Genomic DNA, 23454 nt, shown 5'->3' on the forward strand with positions numbered 1-23454 from the left:
GCGCGTCAGCGGGCGCGGGCGGGGTTCGGCACGGCGTCGAGTAGTTCGACCGTGTACGGGTCCTCCGGATGCTGCAGCACCTGGGAGGTCTCGCCCCGCTCGACGACGCGGCCGCTGTTGAGCACGAGGATGTTCTCGGTGACGAGCCGCGCGCTCAGCAGATCGTGGGTGATGTAGAGCATGCTGATGCCCCACCGTTCGCGGAGGTCCTCCAGCAGCGCAAGCACGCCGGCGCGGAGCGACACGTCGAGCATCGACACCGGCTCGTCCGCGATGAGCACCTGCGGGTCGCTCGCGAGCGCCCTGGCGATCACCACGCGCTGCCGCTGCCCGCCGGAGAGCTGGTGCGGCAGCTTGGCGGCGAACTGCTCGACGGGCGTCAGGCCCACCGTCTCCAGCAGTTCGAGCACCCGGGCCCTGGCCTCCGCTCCGCGCAGCCTCGTGTAGTTCACGACCGGACGGGTCAGCGCGTACTCGACGGTGTGCAGCGGGTTCAGGGCCGCGTACGGATCCTGGAACACCATCTGCACGTCCTTGCGGAGGTCGCGGAGTCCTCGGCGCTTCAAGGACGCCACATCGGTGTCGCCGAAGCGGATGCGGCCGGAGGTCGGCTTCTCGACGCCGGTGAGCATCTTCGCGATCGTCGACTTGCCCGAGCCGGAGGCACCGACCAGCGCCAGCGCCTCCCCCGGCTCCAGGCGGAAGGACACGTCGTCGACCGCGACGACCGAGTCCTGACCGCGGCGCGGTGCCGGATAGCGCTTGGTCACGCCCTCCACCACGATCGCGGCGTCGGCCCGCCGGGCGTCCCGCGGCGACACGGTCGGCAGGGTCTCGGTGACGTCCGTACGGCTGCGTCCCTCCCGGCGACGGGTGCCGAGATCGACGAACCCGGGGATCTCGATCTTCTCGGCGCGCGGGTCGGCGTAGTGGCTCAGCAGCATCCGGGTGTACTCGTCCTGCGGGCGGTGCAGGATGTCCTGGCTGCGGGCGTCCTCCACGATGCGGCCCTCGTGCATGACCATCACCCGGTCGGTCGCCTCGAGGACGATCCCGAGGTCGTGGCTGATGAGGATCGCCGTGAAGCGCTCGGACCGCTGCAGCTCCTGGATCGTGTCCATGACCGCGTGCTGGACGAGCACGTCGAGCGCGGTGGTCGGCTCGTCGAACACCATCAGCTGGGGCTCGAGCGAGAGGGCGAGGGCGATCGAGGCGCGCTGCCGCATGCCGCCGGAGAGCTCCCCGGGGTACCGGTCGAGCACCTCCGGCTTCAGCCCCACCTTGCCGACGAGCTCCCGCGCCCTGGCCTGGCGCTGCTCGGCGGGCACATGACCGTGCGCGGCGAAGATGTCGCGGAAGTGGTTGCCCACGGTCCGCACAGGGTTCAGCGCGTTCATGCCGGACTGCAGCACCATCGCGAAGCCGCCCTGGCGCTGACGCCGCAGCTCCTCGGCATCGAGCTCGCGGATGTCGCGGCCGTCGAAGAGGATGCGTCCGCCGCTGATGCGCGCCGGCGGCTTCTGCAGCCGCGTCAGCGCGAAGCCCAGCGTGGACTTGCCCGACCCGGACTCGCCGACGAGCCCGACGAACTCGCCGCGCCGCAGCGCGAACGACACGTCGCGCACCGCCGGCACCGGTTCCTGCCCCGGGGAGGCGTACTCCACGGACAGCGACTGGACGTCGAGGAGGATGTCGTCGTGCTCCATGGCGCTCATCGGCCCTTCCCTTCGCGCAGGCGCGGATTGGAGATGCCGTCCACGCCGAAGTTGATGAGTGTGAGGCTGAGGGCGAGCAGCGCGATGCACAGACCGGGCGCGAACAGCAGCAGCCACTGTCCGGTGAGCAGGGAGTTGGAGTTCTGCGCCCAGTAGAGCATCGTGCCCCAGCTGACGATGCTGGAGTCGCCGAGGCCGAGGAACTCCAGCCCCGCCTCGGCGAGGATCGCCGCCGTCGCCGCCCCGAAGAGGGTGCCGGCGATGATCGACGTCATGTTCGGCAGTATCTCGCGGAAGACGATCCGCGCCCTGCTGTCGCCGGAGAACTGCGCCGAGGTGACGAAGTCGTTGCCGCGGAGGGACTGGGTCTGGCTGCGCAGCACGCGCGCACCCCACGCCCAGCCGGTCACGACGATCACGGCGATGATCATGAGGATGCCGCCGTTCTGCAGGTAGGCCGCGATCACGATCATCAGCGGCAGGCCGGGGATCACGAGGAACAGGTTGACGATGAACCCGACGACCTCGCCCGCGAACCCGCGCATGTAGCCCCAGCTCAGACCGATCAGCACGGCCACGATCGTGGAGAGCAGCCCGGCCGCGAAACCAACGAGGAGGCTGACCTGGGCGCCGTAGATGAGCTGGCTGAGCACGTCCTCCCCGGCCGCGGTCGTGCCGAGCCAGTGCTCCCACGAGGCGTCGGCGTTGCGCGGAAACCCGTTCTCCTTCGGCCCGTACGGAGCCAGGAGCGGGGCGAACACGGCGACGAGCACGAAGAACGCGAGGAGGCAGAGGCCGATGCGGGCCTTGCCGTTGGACCACAGGGTGCCGACCATCCGGCCGAAGGCGCGCCAGGGGCTGGGCGCCGCGATGCGGGCGGTGGGGACCTTGACGGTCACGGTGCTGGGGGTGGGGTTCGGGGTCGTCATCGGCGAGTCCTCGGGTCGAGAACCCCGTAGAGGATGTCCACGAGGAAGTTGGCGATGAGCACGCTCACGGTGATCATCAGGAAGAGCGCCTGCATGAGCGGGTAGTCCTGCCCGATCACGGCGTTGAAGAGCAGGTAGCCGATGCCCGGGTATCCGAACACCTGCTCGACGAGGATCGAGCCGCCCACCACGCCGCCGAGCGTGAGCCCGAAGCCGGTCAGGTTCGGCAGGATCGCGTTGCGGGCCGCGTAACGGAGGGCGATCGTGCGACCGCGGAGGCCGTTCGCCTCGCCGAAGGTGATGTAGTCCTCGCCGAGCGTGTTGATCATCGCGTTGCGCATGCCGATGATCCAGCCGCCGAGGGAGGTGAGCAGGATCGTCAGCGCCGGAAGGAACGCGTGCCGGACGAGGTCGACGATGAAGTCCCCGGTGAACCCCGGGGTGGTCGTCGCCGAGTAGGCGCCGGTGGTCGGGAACCAGTGCAGCACGTAGCCCAGGAAGAACAGCAGCAGCAGCGCCGTCCAGAAGTACGGGAACGTGCTGAGGAACGACCCGGTCAGGGTGGGCAGCGAATCCAGCCAGGTGCCGCGCCGCCAGGCGGCCATCACGCCGATGAGCGTGCCGATCACGAAGGCGAGGATCGTGACGATGCCGACGAGGCCGAGCGTGTAGGGCAACGCGGTGGAGACCATGCTCGACACGGTCTGCGGGTAGAACGTGTACGAGACGCCGAAGTCGAGCCGGACGACCTGGCCGAGGTAGGCCACGTACTGGTCCCACATCGAACCGGTCGGCACTCCGAGCTGCGCCTCGATCGCGGCGCGCGTGGCGTCCGAGACCGGACCGTTCTGGGAGAGCTTCGCGATCGCCGCGTCGGCGGGAGAGCCGGGCATGAGTCGCGGGAGGAAGAAGTTCAGGGTGATCGCGGCCCACAGGGTGAGCACGAACAGGCCGATCTTCTGGAGGACGTACTTCACTGGTCCCCTCCGTCCGTGCGCTTCAGGTGGGTGAAGATGCCCAGCGGCGCCGAGTCGTAATTCTGCGGGATCATGTACGGATCGTCCGCGGAGGGCCAGCCGGTGAACTTCGCGTCGTTGAACAGGCCCCAGATCCCGCCGTAGTAGAGGCCGATCACGGGGACCTCCTCGTACACGATGCTCTGCAGCTCGTGCACGATCTCGGTCTGGCGGTCGGGGTCGATCGTGGCGCGGTACTCCTCCAGCAGGGCGTCGGCCTCCGGGGAGCGGTAGCGCTCGAAGTTGTTGGTCGTGACCTCGCCGGCCGGCACGTAGAAGTCGCTGGAGAGCAGGCTGTTGTAGGCCTGGTACACGTCGCCGTTGCCCATGCCGCCGATCGCCATCTCGAAGTCGCCGGTGCCGATCGCGCTCTGATACCCGGCGGGCTGCGGGAGCTTGAGCGACACCGTGACGCCGACGTCCGCGAGCTGGCGCTGCACGGTCTGGGCGGCGCGCGTCCAGTCGGAGTAGCCGTTGGCGGTGGTCAGCGAGAAGGCGAGCTGCTCCCCGTCCTCGCCGACGAGCCGGTCACCCTGGAGGGTGTACCCGGACTCGGCGAACGCCGCCAGCGCGGCGTCGCGGTCCTGGGCGAGCATGCCCTGGTCCGGGATCTCCGGGTCGAGGTACTTCTCCTGGTTGGGCAGGATGAGGCCGGTCTGCCCGGCGGGCTGCATATAGCCCTCCGAGGCGGTCTCCGCGATCTCCTCCCGGTCGAGCGCGAGCGCGATGCCGCGACGGACGTTCACGTCGTCGAAGGGAGCGACCTCGAGGTTGGGCACGAGCGAGATGACGCCGCCCGGCGGGAACCACCAGGTGTTGTCGGGACTCGCCGCCCCCCAGGTGCCCTCGACGTCGGAGATGAAGGAGTAGGCCCAGTCGTAGCCGCGGGTCACGGTGTCGAGCTGGGTGTTCGTGGCCGGGAGGATGATGTGCTCGATCTCGATCTTGTCCGCCTGCCAGTAGTCCGGGTTGCGGTCCATCGAGTACTGCTGGTCGTTGTAGTTGCCGAGCACGAACGGCCCGGTGCCCACCGGCTCCTCGTTGCGCCAGGTGGCCGGGTCCTCCACGTCGGCCCACAGGTGCTCGGGCACGATCATGGTCTGCCCGAGGATCGAGAGCGACGGCGCGTCCTCGCCCTGGAGGTGGAACACCACGTCGTCGCCGTCGACCTCGATGCGGTCGATGTGCTGCCACGCGCCCTTGATGTCGAGCGAGGGCTCGTCCTTGATGAGCTGGAACGTGAAGGCCACATCCTCCGGGGTGAGGGGCTCGCCGTCGCTCCACTCCACGCCGTCGCGGACCGTCATCACGATGGTGCGGGCATCCGGCTGGGTCCACTCGGACGCGAGCCACGGGGTGAGCTCGCCGTCGAGCGGGTTCACCAGGATGAGCGGCTCGTAGATCCACCGCGAGGCGGTCCGGGTGTTCGTGAGGTAGGGGTTGAAGTTCTGCGTGAAGAACGGGTTGCCCTTGTCGGCGTTGATGAGCATCGTGTCGTCGCCGATCGAGGGGTCGGGCTGCGAGCTGATCTGGATGCTGCAGCCGCTGAGCGCGACCGCTGCGGCCGCGAGCCCCACGACGGCGGCGCGGCGCCAGCGTCGGAAGGTGTGCGTCTCTGCCACTGGATGACCTCATGTCGTCTCTGTCATGAAGGGCGCCCCGGGGGGTGGGGAGTCCTGCCGGCCGAAGCCGTACACCAGATTGTAAGCGCATACATTTTGAATCGGCAACCCCGTGGTGAGCCCGGGGGTCCTCCGGGGCGGCGCGGCCGCGGCGACTCAGGAGGGGCGCGTGGAGCTCTCGCGGAGGAGGATCTGGAGCGGCAGCCGCGTGGTGAGCGGCGGGGCGTCCGGCTGCTCCAGCCGTCGCGCGAGCACCTGCACGGCCGCGCGTCCGAGCTCGATCATCGGCTGCCGGATCGTGGTCAGCGGGGGCGACACCAGCGTCGCCGCCTCGATGCCGTCGAACCCCGTGACGAGGACGTCGTCGGGCACCCGCACGCCCGCGCCCCGGAACACGTCCATGGCGCCGAGGGCCATCTGGTCGTTGGCGGCGATGAGAGCGGCGGGCACGCCGTCGTGCGCGAACTCCGCCCCCGCCCGACGCCCGGAGGCGCGGGTGAAGTCACCCCGGAGCATGCGCACCGCCGCCGGATCGCGCCCCGCCGCGGCGAGCGCGGTCGACACGCCCTCCCACCGCTGCTCGGCGTCGGGCGAGTCGGCCGGGCCCGCGAGGAACGCGATCTCCCCCTCCCCGACCTGGGACAGCACGTGGCGGGTCAGCTCCCCCATCGCCTCGACGTTGCTCACCGTGACGTGATCGTAGGCATCGCCCCGCGGCGGTCCGGACAGCACGACCACCGGGATGCGGCGGGCCAGCCGGGCGAGCACGTCGTCCGGCACGCTGCGGGCGAGCACCATGAGCCCGTCCACGCGGCCGGCCATGTCGCGGACGGTGGAGCGGTCGGGATCGTCGCGGCCGACGCCCACCATGAGCACGAACCCCTGCTTCCATGCCTCCAGCTCGGCGCCGCGGAGGACTTCATCGAGGAACAGCATCGACGAGTGCGGCGGGTCCTGGTCCTCCGACACGACGGTGAACGGCGGGCGGGCGGCGGCGGACAGCACGTCGAGGGGCGGAGCGTCCTCGGCGGCGTCGAATCCCGGGAAGTACAGCCCCAGCACCCCGGTCCGGCGCTCCGCGAGACCTCGCGCGCTCCCGCTGGGGACGTATCCCAGCGCGGAGACCGCGTCGAGCACCCGCTCGCGGGTCACCGGACGAACGGCCTCCGGCGAGCGCAGCACCCGCGACACGGTCGCGATCGACACTCCGGCGCGGTCGGCGACGTCATACACCGTCGCGGCCTTGCTCACACGGACTCCTCTCGTCGCGGTCCTGGTCCTGGTCCTGGTCCTGTCAGCGTAGGACAGTCTCCCCCTCCCCCTCCCCTCCCCTCCCCTCCGCCCCTCCCGCGCGCCGGCGCAGATTCGCGTCGGTGTCGCAGGAATAGAGTCAGTCTCTGCGAGACGGTGCGGATCTGCGAGGGTGTGCCTGGACAGGGCAGGTCAGGGGCGGAGGGCGCGGAGGGCTCCGTGGGGGCGAGAGCTGATCTCGCCGGGTTCGCGCTCGCGGGTCTCGGACCACTGCAGTTCGAGACCGGCCGCGGCGAGCAGCGGGGACAGGGCCTCGGCCGTCCAGAAGAACGCGGGGGCGACGGCATGCGGGAAGACCGCCCGAGGTTCGCCGACGAAGAAGCCGAGGAGCAGGCTCCCACCGGGGGCGAGCACCCGGGCGAACTCGGCGAACACGTCCGGCAGCTCGGTCGGAGGCGTGTGGATCACGGAGTACCACGCGAGGACCCCGCCGACCGTGCCCGATGCCTGCGGCAGCGTCCGGAACGACCCGTGATGGAACGAGAGGTGCGGATACCGCGCCCGCGCCCCGTGGATGAACGCCGCGGAGAGGTCGATCCCCTCGACGTCCCGCCCGGTTCCGAACTCTGCGCCCTCATCCCCGTGCAGGAAGGCCGTCCAGTGACCGGGGCCGCATCCCGCATCGAGCAGTCGCCCCGGGGTCTCATCGCGCCAGCGCCGGATGAGCTCGCGGTCGCGCGGATCCATCAGCCCCAGGTCTCCCGCGACCTCCCGGTACTCCGCGGCCCTCGCATCGTAGGCGCGCGCGACCGAGTCCTGTCCCGCGGCAGGTCGCAGATCCGGGCTCATGTCGCAGCCGTCCCGCGCCTCCCTGCGACCCCGGGGCGAATCTGCGACGGGAGTCACCGTGACCGCGCCGCGAGGGCCGCCTGATACAGCTCCCGGGAGGACAAGCCCGTCAGGGCCGCGACCTCGGAGGCCGCCTCCTTCAGGCGGGTGCCGTCCGCGACCAGGGCCTGCACCTGGGCGAGGGCGTCCTCCGGAGAGGCCTCCCGCCGCGGCGCCCCCTCGACGACCACCACGATCTCGCCCTTCACCCCGTCAGCGGCCCAGGCGGCGAGCTCGGACGCGGTGCCACGACGCACCTCCTCGTACAGCTTGGTCAGCTCCCGGCACACGGCGATCCGGCGGTCCGCACCGAAAGCGGCCCCCATGTCGGTGAGAGTCGTCGCCAGGCGCGAGGGCGACTCGAAGAACACCATCGTGCGGGGCTCGGTGGCGAGGGCGGAGAGGGTCGCCCGGCGCTCCCCCGGCTTCCTCGGCAGGAACCCCTCGAAAGTGAAGCGGTCCGTCGGCAGCCCCGAGATCGCCAGGGCCATGAGCACTGCGCTGGGCCCCGGGATCGCGGTCACCGTGACCCCCTGCGCCACCGCCTCGGCGACGAGGCCGTACCCCGGGTCGCTCACGGTCGGCATGCCCGCATCGCTCAGCACCACGAGGTCGGTCTCCGCGGCGAGCGCGGCCAGTTCCGCGGCCTTCTGCTTCTCGTTGTGGTCGTGGAGCGCGATCAAGCGGGGCCGGTTGTCGATCGCGAGGGCCTGCAGGAGGCGCTGCGTCGTGCGGGTGTCCTCCGCGACGACGATCTCCGCGTTCTCCAGCACCTCCACGAGGCGCCGCGACGCATCGCCCAGGTTTCCGATCGGGGTCGCGGCGAGGATGATCACCCGCCCAGCTTAGGCGTGGACCCGCAGCGACCCGGGGGCCGGCATACCGGGAGCACAGGGCGGAGTGTGTCTAGACTGGACCGGTGACCGCGCCCGAGCCCCTCCTGCCTCTCCCCGAGGAGCGCCTCACGCGCTACGAGCGGCTCCGCGACCGCGTGCTGCACGCGCCGGACTGGGGCCGGGCGATCGGCTGGCTGGCCCCGCTGCTGGTCACCGCTCTCGCGGCGGTGCTGCGCCTGGCGAACGTCGGGCACCCACACCAGCTCGCCTTCGACGAGACCTACTACGTCAAGGACGCCTGGTCGCTGTGGAGCCTCGGGTACGAGGGGGTGTGGGGCGAGAACGCGAACGACGCCTTCGTCACCCTGCAGGAGCTCCCGCTGACGAACAAGGGCGCCTTCATCGTGCACCCGCCGCTCGGGAAGTGGCTCATCGCGCTCGGCATGGCCATCGGCGGCCCGGACAACAGCGCCGGCTGGCGTCTGGCGACCGCCGTCCTCGGCGCGGGATCGGTGCTGCTGGTCTTCCTCATCGCCCGGCGCCTGACCGGCTCGGTCGTGGCGGCGACGGTGGCCGGGACGCTCCTCGCGATCGACGGCCTCAGCATCGTGATGAGCCGGATCGCGCTGCTCGACGGCATCCTCACCTTCTTCGTGCTGCTGGGCGTGCTGTTCGTTCTCATCGACCGCCAGCGCACGATCCCGCTGCTCGAACGCCGGGACCCCGACGACGAGCACCCGCTGTGGGGACCGATCCTCTGGCGCCGTCCCTGGCTCGTCGCCGCGGGGCTCGCACTCGGCGCCGCCTCGGCGGTGAAGTGGTCGGGGCTGTACGTGCTCGCGGGCTTCGGACTCTACGTCGTCATCACCGACGCCCTCGCCCGGCGCCGCGGCGGGGTCGTGGTGTGGCCGGCGTCCGCGGTCTTCCGGCAGGGGCCGGTGTCGTTCGTCCTCCTCGTCTTCCCCGCTCTCGCGGTGTACCTCGCGAGCTGGACCGGGTGGCTAGTGACGGCGAACGGCTACGACCGCGGCAGCGACCCGAACCCGCTTATCGCCCTGTGGAACTACCACGAGGCCATGCTCGGGTTCCACGTGGGCCTCACCCGCGGGCACCCGTACGCGAGCCCGGCGTGGGAGTGGCCCTTCCTGCTCCGCCCGACCGCGGTGTGGGTCGACAGCGACCCCACCGGCTGCGGCGTCGACCACTGCATCGGCGTGATCTCGGCGATCCCCAACCCGCTCATCTGGTACGGCGGCGTCGCGGCCAGCGTGTACCTGCTCTACCGCCTCATCCGCGGCTGGATCACGCGGCAGCCGGTCGGCCCGGCGCTCAGCCTCCCGCTCGTGGGGCTCGCGGTGACCTACCTGCCCTGGCTCATGTTCCCCGACCGGACGATCTTCCAGTTCTACACGGTCGTGATGATGCCGTTCCTCGTGCTCGCGCTCACCGCCACGCTGCGGATCATCGCCGGGCGCCGGGGGGATCCGCTCCCGCGCCGGCAGTCGGGAGAGCGCACCGTCCTGATCTACCTCGGCGTCGTCGTCCTGGTGTCGGCGTTCTTCCTGCCGCTGTGGACGGGGACGAGCGTTCCCTACGACTTCTGGCGCCTGCACAACTGGCTGCCCGGCTGGGTCTGACCGGCGGGCTGGCCGGCCACAGCGCGGCCCCGGGTCAGGAGACCTCGTCGGCCACGTGCTCCACGAGCGGGAGGACGCGACCGGAGAGATGCGTGCGCATCGCGATGGAGGACGCGGTCCGCGCGACCCCCGGCACAAGGGCCACCCGGTCCAGCACCTCCTGCAGCCGCGTCGCATCGCGGGCGACGAGCCGGAGCTGCATGTCGCTCGCGCCGGTCACGGTGTGCATGTCGACGATCTCCGGCACCGCGTCCGCGAGGGCGGTGGCGACGTCGTCGTGTCCGACCTTCTGATCGATCTCGACGAGGCAGAACGCCACGACGCCGTACCCGAAGCCGGCGGGGTCGATGCGCGGCACGATCGCCTCGATCACCCCGCCCTCGTGCAAGCGCGCGAGACGGCTGGTGGCCGTCCCCCGCGCGATGCCCAGCCGGCGTGCGCACTCGAGCAGGGGCAGCTGCGGCGACTCCGTCAGCAGCCGGATCAGCGCGGCGTCGAGGCGATCGATCCGCACGTCACTCCTTGACGATCCCGGGGCGGGACACACCCCGCGTCAGGCGGGCGACGACCAGCAGCACGGCGGTGAGCCCGAGCGTGAGCAGCAGCTGGATGCGCGCGGCCGGGTCGATCATCGCCAGCGCGATCACGGCCGTGAGCAGCACCAGGCAGAGCCACGAGACCCAGGGGAAGCCCCAGAGCCGCATCGGCATCGCCTCGCCGGCGCGGTCGGCCCGCCGGCGCAGCACGATCTGCGAGATCGCCGTCGCCGTCCAGATCACCAGCAGGGTCGACCCCACGACGTTCAGCAGCGCCGGGAGCACGACATCCGGGAACGCCCAGTTCAACCCGACGGTGACGAAGCCGAACGCCACCGAGGCGAGGACGGCGACGAACGGCACGCCCTTGAGGCTCGTCCGGGTGACGGACAGCGGCGCCAGCCCGCGTTCGCCCAGCGAGTACGCCATCCGGGAGGCGCCGTAGATGTTGGCGTTCATGGCCGAGAGCAGCGCGATCACCACGATGAGGTCCATCACGAGGCCGACGCCCGGCACGTTCAGGGTGTCCAGGACCGCCGAGAACGGACCGGCCTGCACGGCGGGGTCGTCCCACGGGAGCACCGCGACGATGACGAAGATCGAGCCGACGTAGAAGACGAGGATGCGCACCAGCACCTCGCGCACGATCCGGCGGATGTTGCGGGAGGGGTCGTCCGACTCGGCGGCCGCGATCGCGACGACCTCGGTGCCGCCGAACGCGAAGACGACGATGAGGAGCGCCGCCGCGATGCCGGTGATGCCGTGCGGCGCGAAGCCGCCCTCATCCACCAGATTCGAGATGCCGGTCGCCGGCACGCCGGGGATGAGCCCGACGATCGCGCATACGCCGACGACGAGGAAGGCGATGATCGCGGCGACCTTGATCGCCGCGAACCAGAACTCGAAACGGCCGTAGTTGCGCACGCCGAAGAGGTTCACCGCGGTGAGGGCCACGACGAACACGAGCACCCACACCCACGCGGGGATCCCGGGTACCCAGTTCGCCACGATCCCGGCCGCGCCGGTCGCCTCGGCGGCGATCACGACGACGAGCTGAATCCAGTACAGCCAGCCCACCGCGCTGCCGGCGCTGCGCCCCATGGCCTTCTGGGCGTAGGAGCTGAAGGCGCCGGAGCTCGGACGGGCCGCGACCATCTCGGCGAGCATCGCCATCACGAGCACGACGATGCCGCCCGCGACGAGGTACGAGATGAGCACGGCGGGTCCGGCGATGCTGATCGCCTGCCCGGAGCCGACGAACAGCCCCGCGCCGATCGCGCCGCCGAGCCCCATCATGGAGATCTGGCGGCGGGTGAGGCCCGGGTGCAAGCCCTTCGTGGTCGTCGTGGTGACGGGGACCTCGGTGGTCACGCGCCCACCTCCATCAGGTCGGAATCGTGGTCGGAATCGCCGGAGGCCGCGAGGGCCGCTTCCACCCGATCGATGTCGGCGGCGGAGCCGGACGAGATACGGACGCCCTCACCGGGGAAGGCGCGGGCGACCACGCCCCCGGCGTGCAGGACGGCGTCGAGCTCGGCGGTGTGCTCCCCCGCGGGAACCCAGACGAAGTTGGCCTGCGAGCGGACGGCGGGCCAGCCGGCGGCGGTGAGCACGGTGTACAGCCGGTCGCGCTGCGCCACGACCTCGTCGATGCGGACGGCGAGCTCGTCCTCCGCGGCGAGCGAGGCGAGGGCCGCGGCCTGGGCGAGGTCGGTGACCCCGAACGGCACGGCCACCTTGCGCTGCGCCTCGGCGATCGTGGCGGGGGCGATCGCATAGCCGATACGGAGACCGGCGAGGCCGTAGGCCTTGGAGAACGTGTGCAGCACCGCGACGTGCGGGTGGCGACGGAACAGCTCGATGCCGGCGCCGCGGCTGTCCGTGCGGTCGAAGTGCACGTAGGCCTCGTCGATGACGACGAGGACGTCGTGCGGCACCGCGGCGACGAAGCGCTCCAGGGCCTCGGCGTCGACGACCGTGCCGGTCGGGTTGTTGGGGTTGCACACGAAGACGAGGCGCGTGCGCGGGGTGATCGCGGCGAGCATCGCGTCGAGGTCGTGTCCGTGATCGGCATCCAGCGGCACGGCGACGGGCGTCGCCCCGGCGATCCGGACGAGCGAGGGGTAGGCCTCGAAGGACCGCCACGCGAAGACGACCTCGTCCCCCTCGCCGGCGACCGCGTGGATGAGCTGGGCGGCGATCTCCACCGACCCCGCGCCGACGGTCACCTGCGCCGGGTTCACCGCATACCGGGCGGCGAGCGCCTCCCGGACCGCGGAGGCACTCATGTCCGGGTAGCGGTGGATGCCGGCCACCCGGTCCTGCACGGCGCGCACGACGGAGGGCAGCGGCGGATGCGGGGACTCGTTCGAGGAGAGCTTGGAGGCACCGGCCGGGGCGGAGCGCCCCTGTCGGTAGGCGGGCACGGCGTCGAGACCGGCGCGGGCGGAGAGAGTCATCGTCAGAGCATCCTTGCTGTGATCCGAGAGGGGTCGCGTCACCCTAGAACGGATGGCGGGCGCTGGGCAAACCGTGCACTCGAAGCTGCGCATCGCGCGCACTCGACAGGCTGAAGGACGCCGCACGGTAGGCAGAATGCACAGCGCTGCGCCGGAGAAGGGCGCTCACCGTGCGCGCGAGACCGCGGCCGGATCGCTCACCGGCAGGCGGCACACGAAGGCGCGGCAGTCGTAGGCGCGCTCGGCGGTCGCCTCCTTGCCCTCGAACAGCTCGAACCCCGCGGCGGCGAACGCCGCGGCCTGCGCCGGCGTGACGACGGCGACGACATCGGCATCGGCTCCGCGGGCCGCGGCGGCGAGCACGCCACCGGGGTCCTCCGTCACCACGACGAGCTGCCGCGGCGCCGTGGCGAGTCCTGCGGCGACCCGCAGCAGACTGCCGTGGGCGAAGGGCTGGGCGAGTGCCCGGGAGGCAAGGGCCTGCACCCGCTCGGCCGCCGCCGCGCGATAGCGGTCCCCCGCTCCGAGCCGCCAGGCACTGAGCGCGGCCTGCGCGACCGCCGCCGTGTCCGAGGGGAGGTCGCCGTCGGTGTGGTCGGGCGAGGCGGCGATGCCCTGCGTACGGAGCAGCGGGTCCTCCCCCGCGGCGCCGTCCAGCACCCCGTCGAGGAGGTCGCGCCCCGTGACCGCCGGAGCGACGTCACCCGTCGCCGCCGCGAGGGCGAACAGGCCGTCGGCGAGGAGAGCGAGGTCGGCGGCGGTGGCGACCGCGGCGGAGGGTCGGCCGTCCAGGGAGGCCCGTACGAGCGCGCCGTCGGCCCCGCGGTTGGTGCCGAGCACGGCCGCGGCCGCCTCTGCGGCATCGGCGATCCACGCGTCCTCGCCGAGCGCCGCCCCCGCCCGGGCGAGTGCCGCGATCGCGAGGCCGTTCCAGCCCGTGATGACCTTGCCGTCTACCGCGGGCGGCTCCAGCGCCGCGCGCTCCGCGACGGGACGGAGGTAGTAGCCCCCCTCGCTGCGGGCCCCGTCGATCCACGATTCGGAATCCTGCGCAGCGCCGAAGCCGCCGCCCTTCCGCCGCAGCGTGCCGAGCAGGAAGCGGGCTATGCCGCGCGCGGTCTCCTCGTCGCCGGCGTCGAGCGCGACCTCGAGCAGCTGGGCGTTGTCGGTCAGCATGCGCTCGTAGTGCGGCACCGTCCAGTCACGCCGGGTCGCATAGCGGAAGAACCCGCCGTCGGCGTCACGCAGATCCGAGTCCACCATCGCCGCGAGGGCGCGCTCGGCCGCAGCCGCCGCCTCCGGTGCGGCCGCGCGGACGAGGGGCTCCTGGAGGAACCGCAGGGTCGTGGCCACCGGGAACTTCGGAGCTCCGCCGAAGCCGCCGAACTCCGCGTCCTCCCTGGCGGCGAGACCGCGGGCGGCCTCCGCGAGGGCGGCGGCGTCCGGGAGGCTCGACGCCGCGGTCTCCGCCGCCTCGGCGAGCGCCGCGGTCACCGCGTCGGCGGATTCCTCGGCCTGCGCCCGTCGCGTCGTCCACGCCTCGCGCACCGCGGCCAGCACATCGCGGAACGCGGGCATCGGCGGTCGCGCCTCCGGCGGCCAGTACGTCCCCGCGTAGAAGGCGCGTCCGGCGGGCGTGGTGAACACCGTGAGCGGCCAGCCGAGGTTCTGGGTGAACGCGGACGCGGCGGCCATGTACGCCCCGTCGACGTGCGGATGCTCCTCGCGGTCGACCTTCACCGCGACGAACCCCTCGTTGATGCGGGCGGCGGTCTCCGGGTCGGCGAACGACTCGCGCGCCATCACATGGCACCAGTGACAGGTGGAGTAGCCGATCGAAATCAGCATCGGCACGTCCCGGCGGCGAGCCTCCGCGAAGGCCTCCTCCCCCCAGGGGTACCAGTCGACGGGGTTGTCCGCGTGCGCCCGCAGATAGGGGCTGAGAGTGTCGGCGAGCCGGTTCGTCATGCTCCCACGCTACGCCGGGGAGGCCTGCTGGGGGTCGGACCCGGATCAGCCGACGAGCAGCTCCGCGGGGCGAGACAGGCTCAACCGTCGAGCAGCTCCGCGAGACCGGGAGACCCGGATCAGCCGACGAGCAGCTCCGCGGGGCGAGACGCGGTGTAGCCGACGAGCGGAAGGGCGCGCTCGGCTGCGAGCGCGATCCGCGCCCGCAGCACGTCGGTGGCCACCTCGTAGCCGTCGAAGTCGGTCGTGCTCGCGTACACGCCGAGCGGGAGGGTGAGCGCCTGGAAGAACGCGAACAGGGGACGGAGCTGGTGCTCGATCATGAGGGCGTGCCGCTCGCCGCCGCCGGTCGCGGCGAGGAGCACCGGCGTGCCGACGAGGGCGTACTGGTCCACGAAGTCGAACAGGTGCTTGAACAGCCCCGTGAACGAGGCGCGGTACACCGGGCTGCCCGCGATGAGCAGGTCGGCGGTCTCGATCGCCTTCAGCTGCGCCTCCGCCTCCGGCGGGAGCTGGTCACGGGTGAGAGCACCCGCGAGCGAGGGGCCGATCTGCGTGAGCTCGATCAGCTGCGCCTCGACGGGGGCGCGCTCGGCGACCGCGGCGGTGATCGCACGGAGGAGGGCGGTGGTCTTGCTCGGCTCGTGCAGGGAGCCCGAGACGGCGACGACGCGGAGCGGAGCTGTCATGCGCTCGACGGTACCCACGCGGACGCCCCGTGTCGCGCGAAGCGACACGGGGCGTCATGTGCGGTGTCCGTGCTGTGGAGCGCGGCTCCGGTCAGTGCCTGCTCGGTGACGGCGTCAGTGCCGGGCCCGCGGCCGGTATGAGGGCGGGATCAGTTGACCTCGTCCGGGTGCGAGCCCACGCGGCCGGAACCGTCGAGCGGGTCGAGCGCGTCGATCGCGGCGATCTCGGCGTCGGTCAGCTCGAAGCCGAACACATCGAGGTTCTCGCGCAGGCGCTCGGGGCGCACCGACTTCGGGAAGACGATGATGCCCTTCTGCAGGTGCCAGCGCAGGACGGCCTGTGCGGGCGTCACGCCGTGAGCGGCGGCCGCCTCCGCGATCGCCGGGGTGCCGAAGAGGTCGTACTTGCCCTGGCCGAGCGGACCCCAGGCCTCGATGCGGACGCCGTTGGCCTCGGCCCAGGCGACCTCCTCGCGGCGCTGGTACGCCGGGTGCAGCTCGATCTGGTTCACGGCCGGGACGACGCCGGTCTCCTTCACCGTGCGCTCCAGGTGCGGCACGAGGAAGTTCGAGACGCCGATGCTGCGCGTCAGGCCCGCGTCGCGCAGCTCGATGAGCTTCGCGAACGCGTGGACGTAGTCGTCCTTCGCCGGGGTGGGCCAGTGCACGAGGTAGAGGTCGACCTGCTCCAGGCCGAGCTTCTCCAGGCTCTCGCCGATGGCGGCGCGGGGCTCGTCGTCGTGGTGGCGGTCGTTCCACAGCTTCGTGGTGACGAAGAGCTCCTCGCGGGGGATGCCGGAGGACGCGATGGCCGCGCCGACACCCTCCTCGTTGCCGTAGATCGCGGCGGTGTCGATGTGGCGGTACCCGATCTCCAGGGCTTCGCTCACCGCCTTCTCGGTCTCCGCCGGCGGCACCTTGAAGACGCCGTAGCCCAGCTGGGGGATGGAGTTGCCGTCGTTCAGTTCGAGTGCAGGAATGGTCATCCCCCCAGCCTAGGACCTGTGATGACAGGTGCGGCCGTGCGGATGACGAAAAGCGTCAGCGGCGAGGGACGGCCGCCATCGCGACGGCGCCCTTCCCGACAAGTCGCTCCAGGGGGCCACGGCCGACGAACATCGCCCACAGCGTCGTGACCATCAGGAGCGCCAGGGCCGTGAGCGCCCAGAAGGCGTTGTCCGCGATGAAGCCGCCGGGGCCGGCGACGACGACGACGGAGACGACGTGCAGGCTGTATGCCGTGAGCGGCATGGATCCCAGAGCTCCGAGGGGCAGCAGCAGCCAGCGCAGCGGACGGCTCAGCAGCAGGCACAGGGCGACCACCGCGAGGGCGAAGCCGCCGGAGCCCAGGATCTCGGCGGTGCCACCGCTATGCGGGTCGACGGCGAAGACCGCGCGGACCATGGAGCCGAGCGGGTCCGTCGCGGCGAGCGCTTCGGGGTAGCTCTCCCAGCCCGACGGCGGCATCGCGTCGTCCGGGATGAACGACGACGACAGGCTCTCGACAGGGAGGCTGTCCAGGCTCTCGTCGGGAAGGATCTCGATGCTCTCGCTCCCGGAGTATCCGCTCGTCGAGGAGCTGAGTGATCCGGTCCCGCCCAGTCCCGCGCCCGCGCCGAGAGCGCCGAGGCCGTAGCCGATCGCGGCGAGGACCACGCCGACGACGAGGGCGACGACGGCCGTGCGCAGCTCCTGCACCCGGAGCCGGCCCAGAGCCATGCCGCCGAGCACGAGCGCCAGCCACACGGTGATCGGATAGGTGCCGTAGAGCGCGAACCCGATGCCCGCGCCGAACGGCTGCAGCGCCACCGCGCTGAGCAGAGCGAGCAGCGCCGGACCGGCGAGGGCGAGGACGGCGGCGCCGAGGAGCAGCTGCCACGGTCGCCACCGCAGGACCGGGATGACGGCGACGTACAGCAGGCCGTAGAGGGTGAGGATCACGGCGATCGGCGTGTTGAGGAGCTCCAGGGCGAGACCGATCACGAAGATCACCGCGCCGCGGCCGACGAGGTTGAGGCGGATGCTCGGGACGCGCTCCCGCTCCGGCAGCACGTCGCGTCCTGTCATGAGGGCGATGGAGACGCCGGCGAGCAGCGCGAACAGGATCGACGAGCGACCGTGCACGAGGTCGGTCCACGTCGTCGGGTCGCCCCACTCGAACGCCTCCGTCACGCCGACGTGGGCACCGGCCATGCCGAGGATCGCCAGACCCCGGGCGACGTCGAGACCGAGGATGCGCGGCGGCCGCCCGAAATCACGGAACCAGCGCACGGGGCGGAGAGCAGTCATCACCCGATGATCGTATGCGGCGATCGCGGCGACCCCGGCGCGCATCCCGGCATACGATGGAGGGCTATGTCCTCCCCCGTGATCTCCTACCCTCCGGAGCTGCCCGTCAGCGCGGCCAGGGACGAGATCGCCGACGCCATCCGCGACCACCAGGTCGTCATCGTCGCCGGCGCGACCGGATCGGGGAAGACCACCCAGCTCCCGAAGATCGCGCTGGAGCTGGGCCGGGAGCGCATCGCCCATACCCAGCCCCGACGGCTGGCCGCCCGCACGATCGCGGAGCGCGTGGCCGAGGAGCTGCGGGTCGAGCTCGGCACCCTCGTCGGCTACAAGGTGCGCTTCACCGACAAGGTCTCCGACGAGACCCGGATCGCGCTGATGACCGACGGGATCCTCCTCAACGAGATCCACCGGGACCGGCTGCTGACGCGCTACGACACGATCATCATCGACGAGGCCCACGAGCGCTCCCTCAACGTCGACTTCCTGCTGGGCTACCTCGCCCGCATCCTCCCGGAGCGCCCGGACCTGAAGGTGATCATCACCTCCGCCACGATCGACCCGGAGAGCTTCGCCCGCCACTTCGCCGCTGCCGACGGCACCCCCGCGCCCGTCATCGAGGTGTCGGGGCGCACATATCCCGTCGAGATCCGCTATCGCCCGCTCGTCGACGAGGACGCGGAGCAGGACGCCGCCGGCGAGCCGGAGGACGAGGTGAGCGCGATCGTCGCGGCGCTCCGCGAGCTGGACCGGGAGGCACCAGGCGACGTGCTCGTGTTCCTGCCGGGCGAGGCGGAGATCCGGGATGCGGCCGACGCCGTGCGCGCCGCCTACGCCAAGGACCGTTCGCCCACCGAGGTCCTCCCCCTGTTCGGTCGGCTCTCCGCCGCGGAGCAGCACCGGGTGTTCGAGCGCAGCACCGTGGCCGGGGTCCGTCGCCGGGTCGTGCTCGCGACGAACGTGGCCGAGACGAGCCTCACGGTGCCCGGCATCAAGTACGTCATCGACGCGGGCACCGCCCGCATCTCCCGGTACAGCAACCGCTCGAAGGTGCAGCGGCTGCCCATCGAGGCCATCTCCCAGGCCTCGGCGAACCAGCGCTCCGGTCGTGCCGGCCGTACGAGTGACGGCATCGCCATCCGCCTGTACTCCGAGGAGGACTTCGCGCGGCGTCCCGAGTTCACCGAACCCGAGATCCTGCGCACCTCGCTCGCCTCCGTCATCCTGCAGATGCTCGCGCTGGGCTTCGGGGACATCACCGCGTTCCCCTTCCTCACCCCGCCCGACTCCCGGGGCGTGAAGGCGGCGTTCGACCTGCTCACCGAACTCGGCGCCCTCCGCCCGGCGCACGGCCCGGACGACGGCCCCCGGCTCACCCGCATCGGGCGCGACATCGCCCGGATGCCGATGGACCCGCGGTTCGCGCGGATGCTCATCGAGGCGGGCCCTTCGACAGGCCCAGGGACCCAGGGGTCGGTGCTGCGGGACGTGCTCGCGATCGTGGCGGGGCTGTCCATCCAGGACGTGCGGGAGCGACCGGAGGAGCGGCGAGAGGAGGCCGACCGGCTGCACGCGCGCTTCGTGGATCCGACGAGCGACTTCCTCACCCTCCTGAACCTCTGGAACCACCTCCGAGAGCAGCAGCGCGCGCTCGGCTCCAGCGCGTTCCGCCGGCTGTGCCGCAGCGAGCACCTCAACTACGTGCGGGTCCGCGAGTGGTTCGACGTGCATCGCCAGCTGCGGACGCTCGTCAAGACCCCCGACCGCGGGGCGGAGCCGAGCGGTGCCGCCGATCCGGATGCCATCCACCGCGCGCTGCTGTCCGGCCTGCTGTCGCAGATCGGCGTCCTCGACGAGCGCACCGCCCCCGCGGGGAAGGCCCACTCCCCCGCGGGGGACGCCCGCCGCCGGATCACCGAGTACCGGGGCGCGCGGGGCATCCGGTTCTCGATCTTCCCGGGCTCGGGGTTGCGCAAGAAGAGCCCCCGGGCGGTCATGGCCGCCGAGATCGTGGAGACCTCCCGCACCTTCGCCCGCACCGTCGCCGCCATCGACCCCGCCTGGGCCGAGCCCCTCGCCGGCGACCTCGCCAAGCGCCAGGTCACCGAGCCGCACTGGTCCAAGGACGCCGGAGCCGCCGTGGCGTTCGAGAAGGTCACGCTGTTCGGGGTCGAGATCATCCCGCGCCGGCGCGTGCAGTTCGCCCGCATCGACCGGGCCGCCTCGCGCGAGCTCTTCGTGCGTCATGCGCTCGTCGAGGGCGAATGGGATCCGTCCCGCATCGACAAGCGGGTCAGTGCGTTCTGGCGCAGCAACGCCGAGCTCCGCCGCCGCTTGGAGAAGCTCGAGGAGCGCGAGCGGCGCCGCGACATCCTGGCCGGCGACGAGGCCGTCTTCCGCTTCTACGACGAGCGCATCCCCGCCGACGTGTTCGACGTGCGGTCGTTCGAGAAGTGGTGGCGCGAGGCGCTGAGGACGACGCCGAAGCTGCTCGTGATGCGCGAGAGCGACCTCATCGACGACGAGGACCGCGCCGACCAGCGCGAGTTCCCGACCCGGTGGACGCAGGGCGATCAGGTGCTCGGCCTCGCGTACCGGTTCGAGCCGGGTGCCCCCGACGACGGCGTGAGCGTCGTGGTCCCGCTGCCGCTGCTCGCCCAGATCGAGGACCGCGGCTTCGACTGGCAGGTGCCTGGGCTCCGCGCCGAGCTCGTCACCGGACTGCTGCGTGCGCTGCCCAAGGCCATCCGGCGCCACGTCGTCCCCGCCGCCGACTGGGCGGAGAAGTTCGGGGCGGCGCTGGCCGACGAGGGTCCGGAGGTGCACGGCGGTCTCCCCCCGCGCACTCTCAAGGAGGCGCTCGCGCGGCTCGTGCAGCCGCTCGCGAACCAGGTGGTCACGGCCGCCGACTTCGACGACGAACGGGTGCCGGCGCATCTGCGCATGAACTTCCGCGCCGTGGACGAGCGGGGACGGGTGGTCGGGTCCGGGCGCGATCTCCGGGCGCTGCAGGCCGAGCTCTCCGACCGTGCGCGCAGCAGCGTCGCCCGCTCCATCGCCCGACCCGGGCGCGCGGAGGCACCGGGGCCCCGCGGGGCGGAGCGCGTGGCCGCCGCTCCCGTCGAGCAGACCGGGCTGACGGCGTGGACGTTCGGCGACCTCCCGGCGGTCATCGACACGAAGGTCGCGGGCGGGGTCGTCCGCGGGTACCCGGCGATCGTCGATGCCGGCACGAGCGTGTCGGTGCGGGTCGAGGCGACTCCCGACGCCGCGGCCGCCGCCACGCGCGACGGCGTGCTCCGTCTCGTCCTGCTCGCGGTGCCGTCGCCGTCGTCGTACGTGCAGCAGCACCTCACCAGCCAGGAGAAGCTCGCACTCGCCGCCTCGCCGTACCCGTCGGCGGCCGCGCTCATCGAGGACTGCCGGGCCGCCGTCGCCGGTCGTGTGATCGACGCGTCGACCGGTGGCGCCGACGGCCGGGACCGTGGCGTCGTGCGCACCGAGGCCGACTTCGCCCGGGTCCGCGACGCCGTCTCCGCCGTGCTCGTCGACGAGCTCTTCGCCTGCGTCTCCCTGGTCGCCCGCATCCTCACGAAGGCGCGGGAGGTGGAGCGCGGCATCAAGTCGCAGAACGCGCTGGCGCTGCTCGGCCCGCTGAACGACATCCGCACTCAGCTCTCCGGCCTGCTGCACCCCGGCTTCGTCGCGGCAGCGGGAGTCGACCGGCTCGCCCACTTCCCCCGGTACCTCGACGGCATCATCGACCGGCTGAAGACCCTCGCGAACGAGCCGGGCAAGGACCGCGCGCGGATGACGGAGTTCGAGCGGATGGCGGCGCTGTTCGCGGACGCCGGGGGCACCATCCCCCTCGCGCCCGACGCTCCCCCCGCGATCGTCGAGGTGCGCTGGCTCCTGGAGGAGTACCGGGTCAGCGTCTTCGCCCAGCGTCTCGGCACCGCGCAGCCGGTGTCGCCGCAGCGGATCACCAAGGCGCTCGCGGGGAAGTGACCCCCGCCGGGTAGCCTGAGGGCATGGCCCGCGCGATCGTCTACACCGAGTTCGGATCCCCCGCTGTCCTCCACCTCATGGAGGTGCCTGACCCCGTGCCCGTCCGCGGCGAGGCGCTGGTGCGCATCGAGGCGGCCGGCGCCAACCCCATCGACGCCAAGCTCCGCGGCGGCAAGCGCCCGTCCGCGCCGATCACCGAGCCGCGTCCGGTCGGGTTCGACGGCGCGGGAGTCATCGAGGTGCTGGGCGAGGGCGCGGACGGGTTCGAGGTCGGCGACCGCGTCGCGATCCGCGACACGCTCGGGACCTACGCCTCCGCCCTCGCGGTCGAGGCCGACAAGCTCGTGAAGCTGCCGGACGCCGTCACCGCGGCCGAGGGCGCGGCGATCGGCATCCCCGCCGGCACCGCCTATCAGTCCCTCCGCTCGCTCGCCGTGACGGCCGACGACGTGCTCCTCGTGCATGCGGGCTCGGGTGCGGTCGGCCAGGCCGCCGTGCAGTTCGCCGTCGCCTGGGGCGCGACCGTGATCGCCACCGCGAGCCCCGCCCGGCACGATCAGCTCCGCGAGCTCGGCGCGATCCCCGTGGCCTACGGCGACGGCCTGCTCGACCGCGTCCGCGCGGCGGCCCCCTCCCCCGTGACCGTCGTCCTGGACTGCGCAGGCACCGACGAGGCGATCGAGACCTCCCTCGCCCTGGTCGCCGACCGCGACCGCATCGCGACCATCGTCCGCGGTCCCGACGCCGCCGACTTCGGCATCCGGGCGTTCTCCGGCGGCTCCCCCGAGCCGCTCACGCCGCAGGAGCTGGAGTGGCGCGCAGAAGCGCTGCAGAAGACCGTGGACCTCCTGGCCGCGGGCGACTTCACCATCGAGCTCGGCCCGGAGCTGCCCCTCGCCGAGGCGGCCCGGGCCCATGAGCTCATGGAGACCGGCGCCGCCTCGGGGAAGATCATCCTCGTCCCCTGAGGGATCAGGGTGGCACCGGAGCGGAGTTGCTGCGGCGACGGGATCCGACCCGATCGCCTACCCTCCGGGGCAGTCGCACTCACTGCCGCTGTAGCACTGGCACACCGAGTCGGGGTAGTCGGCCTTGGTGGCGGTGAGTCTGACGTCTAGTTCTTCGAGCGGGACGACGTCCTCGATGCCGTCCAGTTCTGGGATGTCCGGGCAGTCCGCGGGGCCGGTCTCCACGACCTCTTCGCCTCGCGGAAAGGTCAGGGTGAAGCACACCGCCCCCTGGCGTTGCTCGTACCACCAGCCACCGCCCGTCTGCGCGCCACCGAATGCGAGGAGTGTCAGGGTGGTGCCCTCGCCCCTCTTGTCGAGGTCGAGGAGCTTGAGGGGGTTGCCGTCGAGCTCGTCGGTTCCGTCCCGGAGGTCGGAGGCGAGGGAGAGTTCGGCGATGGTCACTTCCGGGTCCGTGACGATCTTGCCGCGGTGCTCCCACATGTCTTCCTGCGCGTCTTCGATGGAATCCGCGAGGCTCACCCGCACGAGGCTCTCGATGCTCGGCGCGCACCCGACGAGCATGACGGCCGCAGCGACGAAGCCGACGACAGGGAGGCTTCGGCGCCGCAGACGGCTTGTCATGATGCGACGGTAGCGCATC

General features: G+C 71.9%; 18 protein-coding genes. 3 read left to right on the forward strand and 15 right to left on the reverse strand.

Features of this window, described 5'->3' with window-relative positions:
* Window positions 1-5 precede the first annotated feature (5 nt).
* The 7 genes from WFJ36_RS11310 to rsmI form a co-directional block, all read right to left on the reverse strand.
* Complete coding sequence (locus tag WFJ36_RS11310; protein ID WP_071329621.1) at window positions 6-1706, reverse strand: ABC transporter ATP-binding protein; 1701 nt, start codon at window positions 1704-1706, stop codon at window positions 6-8.
* A 5-nt stretch (window positions 1707-1711) separates the two neighbouring features.
* Window positions 1712-2644: an ABC transporter permease gene (locus tag WFJ36_RS11315; RefSeq protein WP_025105609.1), complete on the reverse strand. Its 933-nt coding sequence runs from the start codon at window positions 2642-2644 to the stop codon at window positions 1712-1714.
* Window positions 2641-3621, reverse strand: coding sequence for an ABC transporter permease (locus tag WFJ36_RS11320; protein WP_071329619.1), 981 nt, complete (start codon window positions 3619-3621; stop codon window positions 2641-2643). Before WFJ36_RS11320 ends, WFJ36_RS11315 begins: the two co-directional genes overlap by 4 nt.
* Window positions 3618-5282, reverse strand: a complete 1665-nt coding sequence (locus tag WFJ36_RS11325) for an ABC transporter substrate-binding protein (protein ID WP_071329618.1) — start codon at window positions 5280-5282, stop codon at window positions 3618-3620. The genes WFJ36_RS11320 and WFJ36_RS11325 overlap by 4 nt, the downstream gene beginning before the upstream one ends.
* A 156-nt stretch (window positions 5283-5438) precedes the next feature.
* Window positions 5439-6533, reverse strand: coding sequence for a LacI family DNA-binding transcriptional regulator (locus WFJ36_RS11330; RefSeq protein WP_083391804.1), 1095 nt, complete (start codon window positions 6531-6533; stop codon window positions 5439-5441).
* Between the two features lie 192 nt (window positions 6534-6725).
* Complete coding sequence (locus WFJ36_RS11335; RefSeq protein WP_292790065.1) at window positions 6726-7382, reverse strand: class I SAM-dependent DNA methyltransferase; 657 nt, start codon at window positions 7380-7382, stop codon at window positions 6726-6728.
* 53 nt (window positions 7383-7435) lie between these two features.
* Complete coding sequence (gene rsmI, locus WFJ36_RS11340; protein ID WP_292790067.1) at window positions 7436-8257, reverse strand: 16S rRNA (cytidine(1402)-2'-O)-methyltransferase; 822 nt, start codon at window positions 8255-8257, stop codon at window positions 7436-7438.
* Window positions 8258-8340: 83 nt separating this feature from the next.
* On the opposite strand from rsmI, the gene WFJ36_RS11345 reads away from it, so the two are divergent.
* Window positions 8341-9894, forward strand: coding sequence for a dolichyl-phosphate-mannose--protein mannosyltransferase (locus WFJ36_RS11345; protein ID WP_292790069.1), 1554 nt, complete (start codon window positions 8341-8343; stop codon window positions 9892-9894).
* 34 nt (window positions 9895-9928) lie between these two features.
* Here the strand turns inward: WFJ36_RS11345 and WFJ36_RS11350 are convergent, their stop codons facing one another.
* The 7 genes from WFJ36_RS11350 to WFJ36_RS11380 form a co-directional block, all read right to left on the reverse strand.
* The gene (locus WFJ36_RS11350; protein WP_025105602.1) at window positions 9929-10408 is read right to left on the reverse strand and encodes an Lrp/AsnC family transcriptional regulator; all 480 of its coding nucleotides are present in this window, start codon (window positions 10406-10408) and stop codon (window positions 9929-9931) included.
* 1 nt (window position 10409) lies between these two features.
* The gene (locus tag WFJ36_RS11355; RefSeq protein WP_292790072.1) at window positions 10410-11801 is read right to left on the reverse strand and encodes an amino acid permease; all 1392 of its coding nucleotides are present in this window, start codon (window positions 11799-11801) and stop codon (window positions 10410-10412) included.
* Window positions 11798-12889 (reverse strand): histidinol-phosphate transaminase, encoded by a 1092-nt coding sequence (hisC, locus tag WFJ36_RS11360; protein WP_071330035.1) that lies wholly within the window; start codon window positions 12887-12889, stop codon window positions 11798-11800. Before hisC ends, WFJ36_RS11355 begins: the two co-directional genes overlap by 4 nt.
* 165 nt (window positions 12890-13054) lie before the next feature.
* Entirely contained in the window at window positions 13055-14857 is a 1803-nt protein-coding gene (locus WFJ36_RS11365) for a thioredoxin domain-containing protein (protein ID WP_292790076.1), read from the reverse strand.
* Window positions 14858-14976: 119 nt separating this feature from the next.
* Complete coding sequence (gene msuE, locus WFJ36_RS11370; RefSeq protein ID WP_071330033.1) at window positions 14977-15546, reverse strand: FMN reductase; 570 nt, start codon at window positions 15544-15546, stop codon at window positions 14977-14979.
* Between the two features lie 149 nt (window positions 15547-15695).
* Window positions 15696-16532, reverse strand: coding sequence for an aldo/keto reductase (locus tag WFJ36_RS11375; RefSeq protein ID WP_071330032.1), 837 nt, complete (start codon window positions 16530-16532; stop codon window positions 15696-15698).
* Window positions 16533-16587: 55 nt separating this feature from the next.
* A complete protein-coding gene (locus WFJ36_RS11380; protein WP_292790079.1) occupies window positions 16588-17835 on the reverse strand; it encodes a heparan-alpha-glucosaminide N-acetyltransferase domain-containing protein in 1248 nt (415 codons plus the stop codon).
* Between the two features lie 66 nt (window positions 17836-17901).
* Here WFJ36_RS11380 and hrpA point away from each other — a divergent pair, with 66 nt between their 5' ends.
* Complete coding sequence (gene hrpA / locus WFJ36_RS11385; RefSeq protein ID WP_292790081.1) at window positions 17902-21843, forward strand: ATP-dependent RNA helicase HrpA; 3942 nt, start codon at window positions 17902-17904, stop codon at window positions 21841-21843.
* A gap of 23 nt (window positions 21844-21866) precedes the next feature.
* Entirely contained in the window at window positions 21867-22811 is a 945-nt protein-coding gene (locus WFJ36_RS11390) for a quinone oxidoreductase family protein (RefSeq protein WP_071330029.1), read from the forward strand.
* A 57-nt stretch (window positions 22812-22868) separates the two neighbouring features.
* On the opposite strand, the gene WFJ36_RS11395 is transcribed toward WFJ36_RS11390, so the two are convergent.
* On the reverse strand, window positions 22869-23435 hold the full coding sequence (locus WFJ36_RS11395) for a hypothetical protein (RefSeq protein ID WP_143049341.1): 567 nt from the start codon (window positions 23433-23435) through the stop codon (window positions 22869-22871).
* Window positions 23436-23454 lie beyond the last annotated feature (19 nt).

It is taken from the genome of Microbacterium sp. MMO-113 (assembly GCF_037148555.1).
Classification (GTDB): Bacteria; Actinomycetota; Actinomycetes; order Actinomycetales; family Microbacteriaceae; genus Microbacterium.

Coding starts and splice junctions, on each gene's coding strand:
- WFJ36_RS11310 (WP_071329621.1), bottom strand. CDS start 1,706: ATGGAGCACGACGACATCCTCCTCGACGTCCAGTCGCTGTCCGTGGAG.
- WFJ36_RS11315 (WP_025105609.1), bottom strand. CDS start 2,644: ATGACGACCCCGAACCCCACCCCCAGCACCGTGACCGTCAAGGTCCCC.
- WFJ36_RS11335 (WP_292790065.1), bottom strand. CDS start 7,382: ATGAGCCCGGATCTGCGACCTGCCGCGGGACAGGACTCGGTCGCGCGC.
- hisC (WP_071330035.1), bottom strand. CDS start 12,889: ATGACTCTCTCCGCCCGCGCCGGTCTCGACGCCGTGCCCGCCTACCGA.
- WFJ36_RS11365 (WP_292790076.1), bottom strand. CDS start 14,857: ATGACGAACCGGCTCGCCGACACTCTCAGCCCCTATCTGCGGGCGCAC.
- msuE (WP_071330033.1), bottom strand. CDS start 15,546: ATGACAGCTCCGCTCCGCGTCGTCGCCGTCTCGGGCTCCCTGCACGAG.
- WFJ36_RS11375 (WP_071330032.1), bottom strand. CDS start 16,532: ATGACCATTCCTGCACTCGAACTGAACGACGGCAACTCCATCCCCCAG.
- WFJ36_RS11380 (WP_292790079.1), bottom strand. CDS start 17,835: ATGACTGCTCTCCGCCCCGTGCGCTGGTTCCGTGATTTCGGGCGGCCG.
- hrpA (WP_292790081.1), top strand. CDS start 17,902: ATGTCCTCCCCCGTGATCTCCTACCCTCCGGAGCTGCCCGTCAGCGCG.
- WFJ36_RS11390 (WP_071330029.1), top strand. CDS start 21,867: ATGGCCCGCGCGATCGTCTACACCGAGTTCGGATCCCCCGCTGTCCTC.
- WFJ36_RS11395 (WP_143049341.1), bottom strand. CDS start 23,435: ATGACAAGCCGTCTGCGGCGCCGAAGCCTCCCTGTCGTCGGCTTCGTC.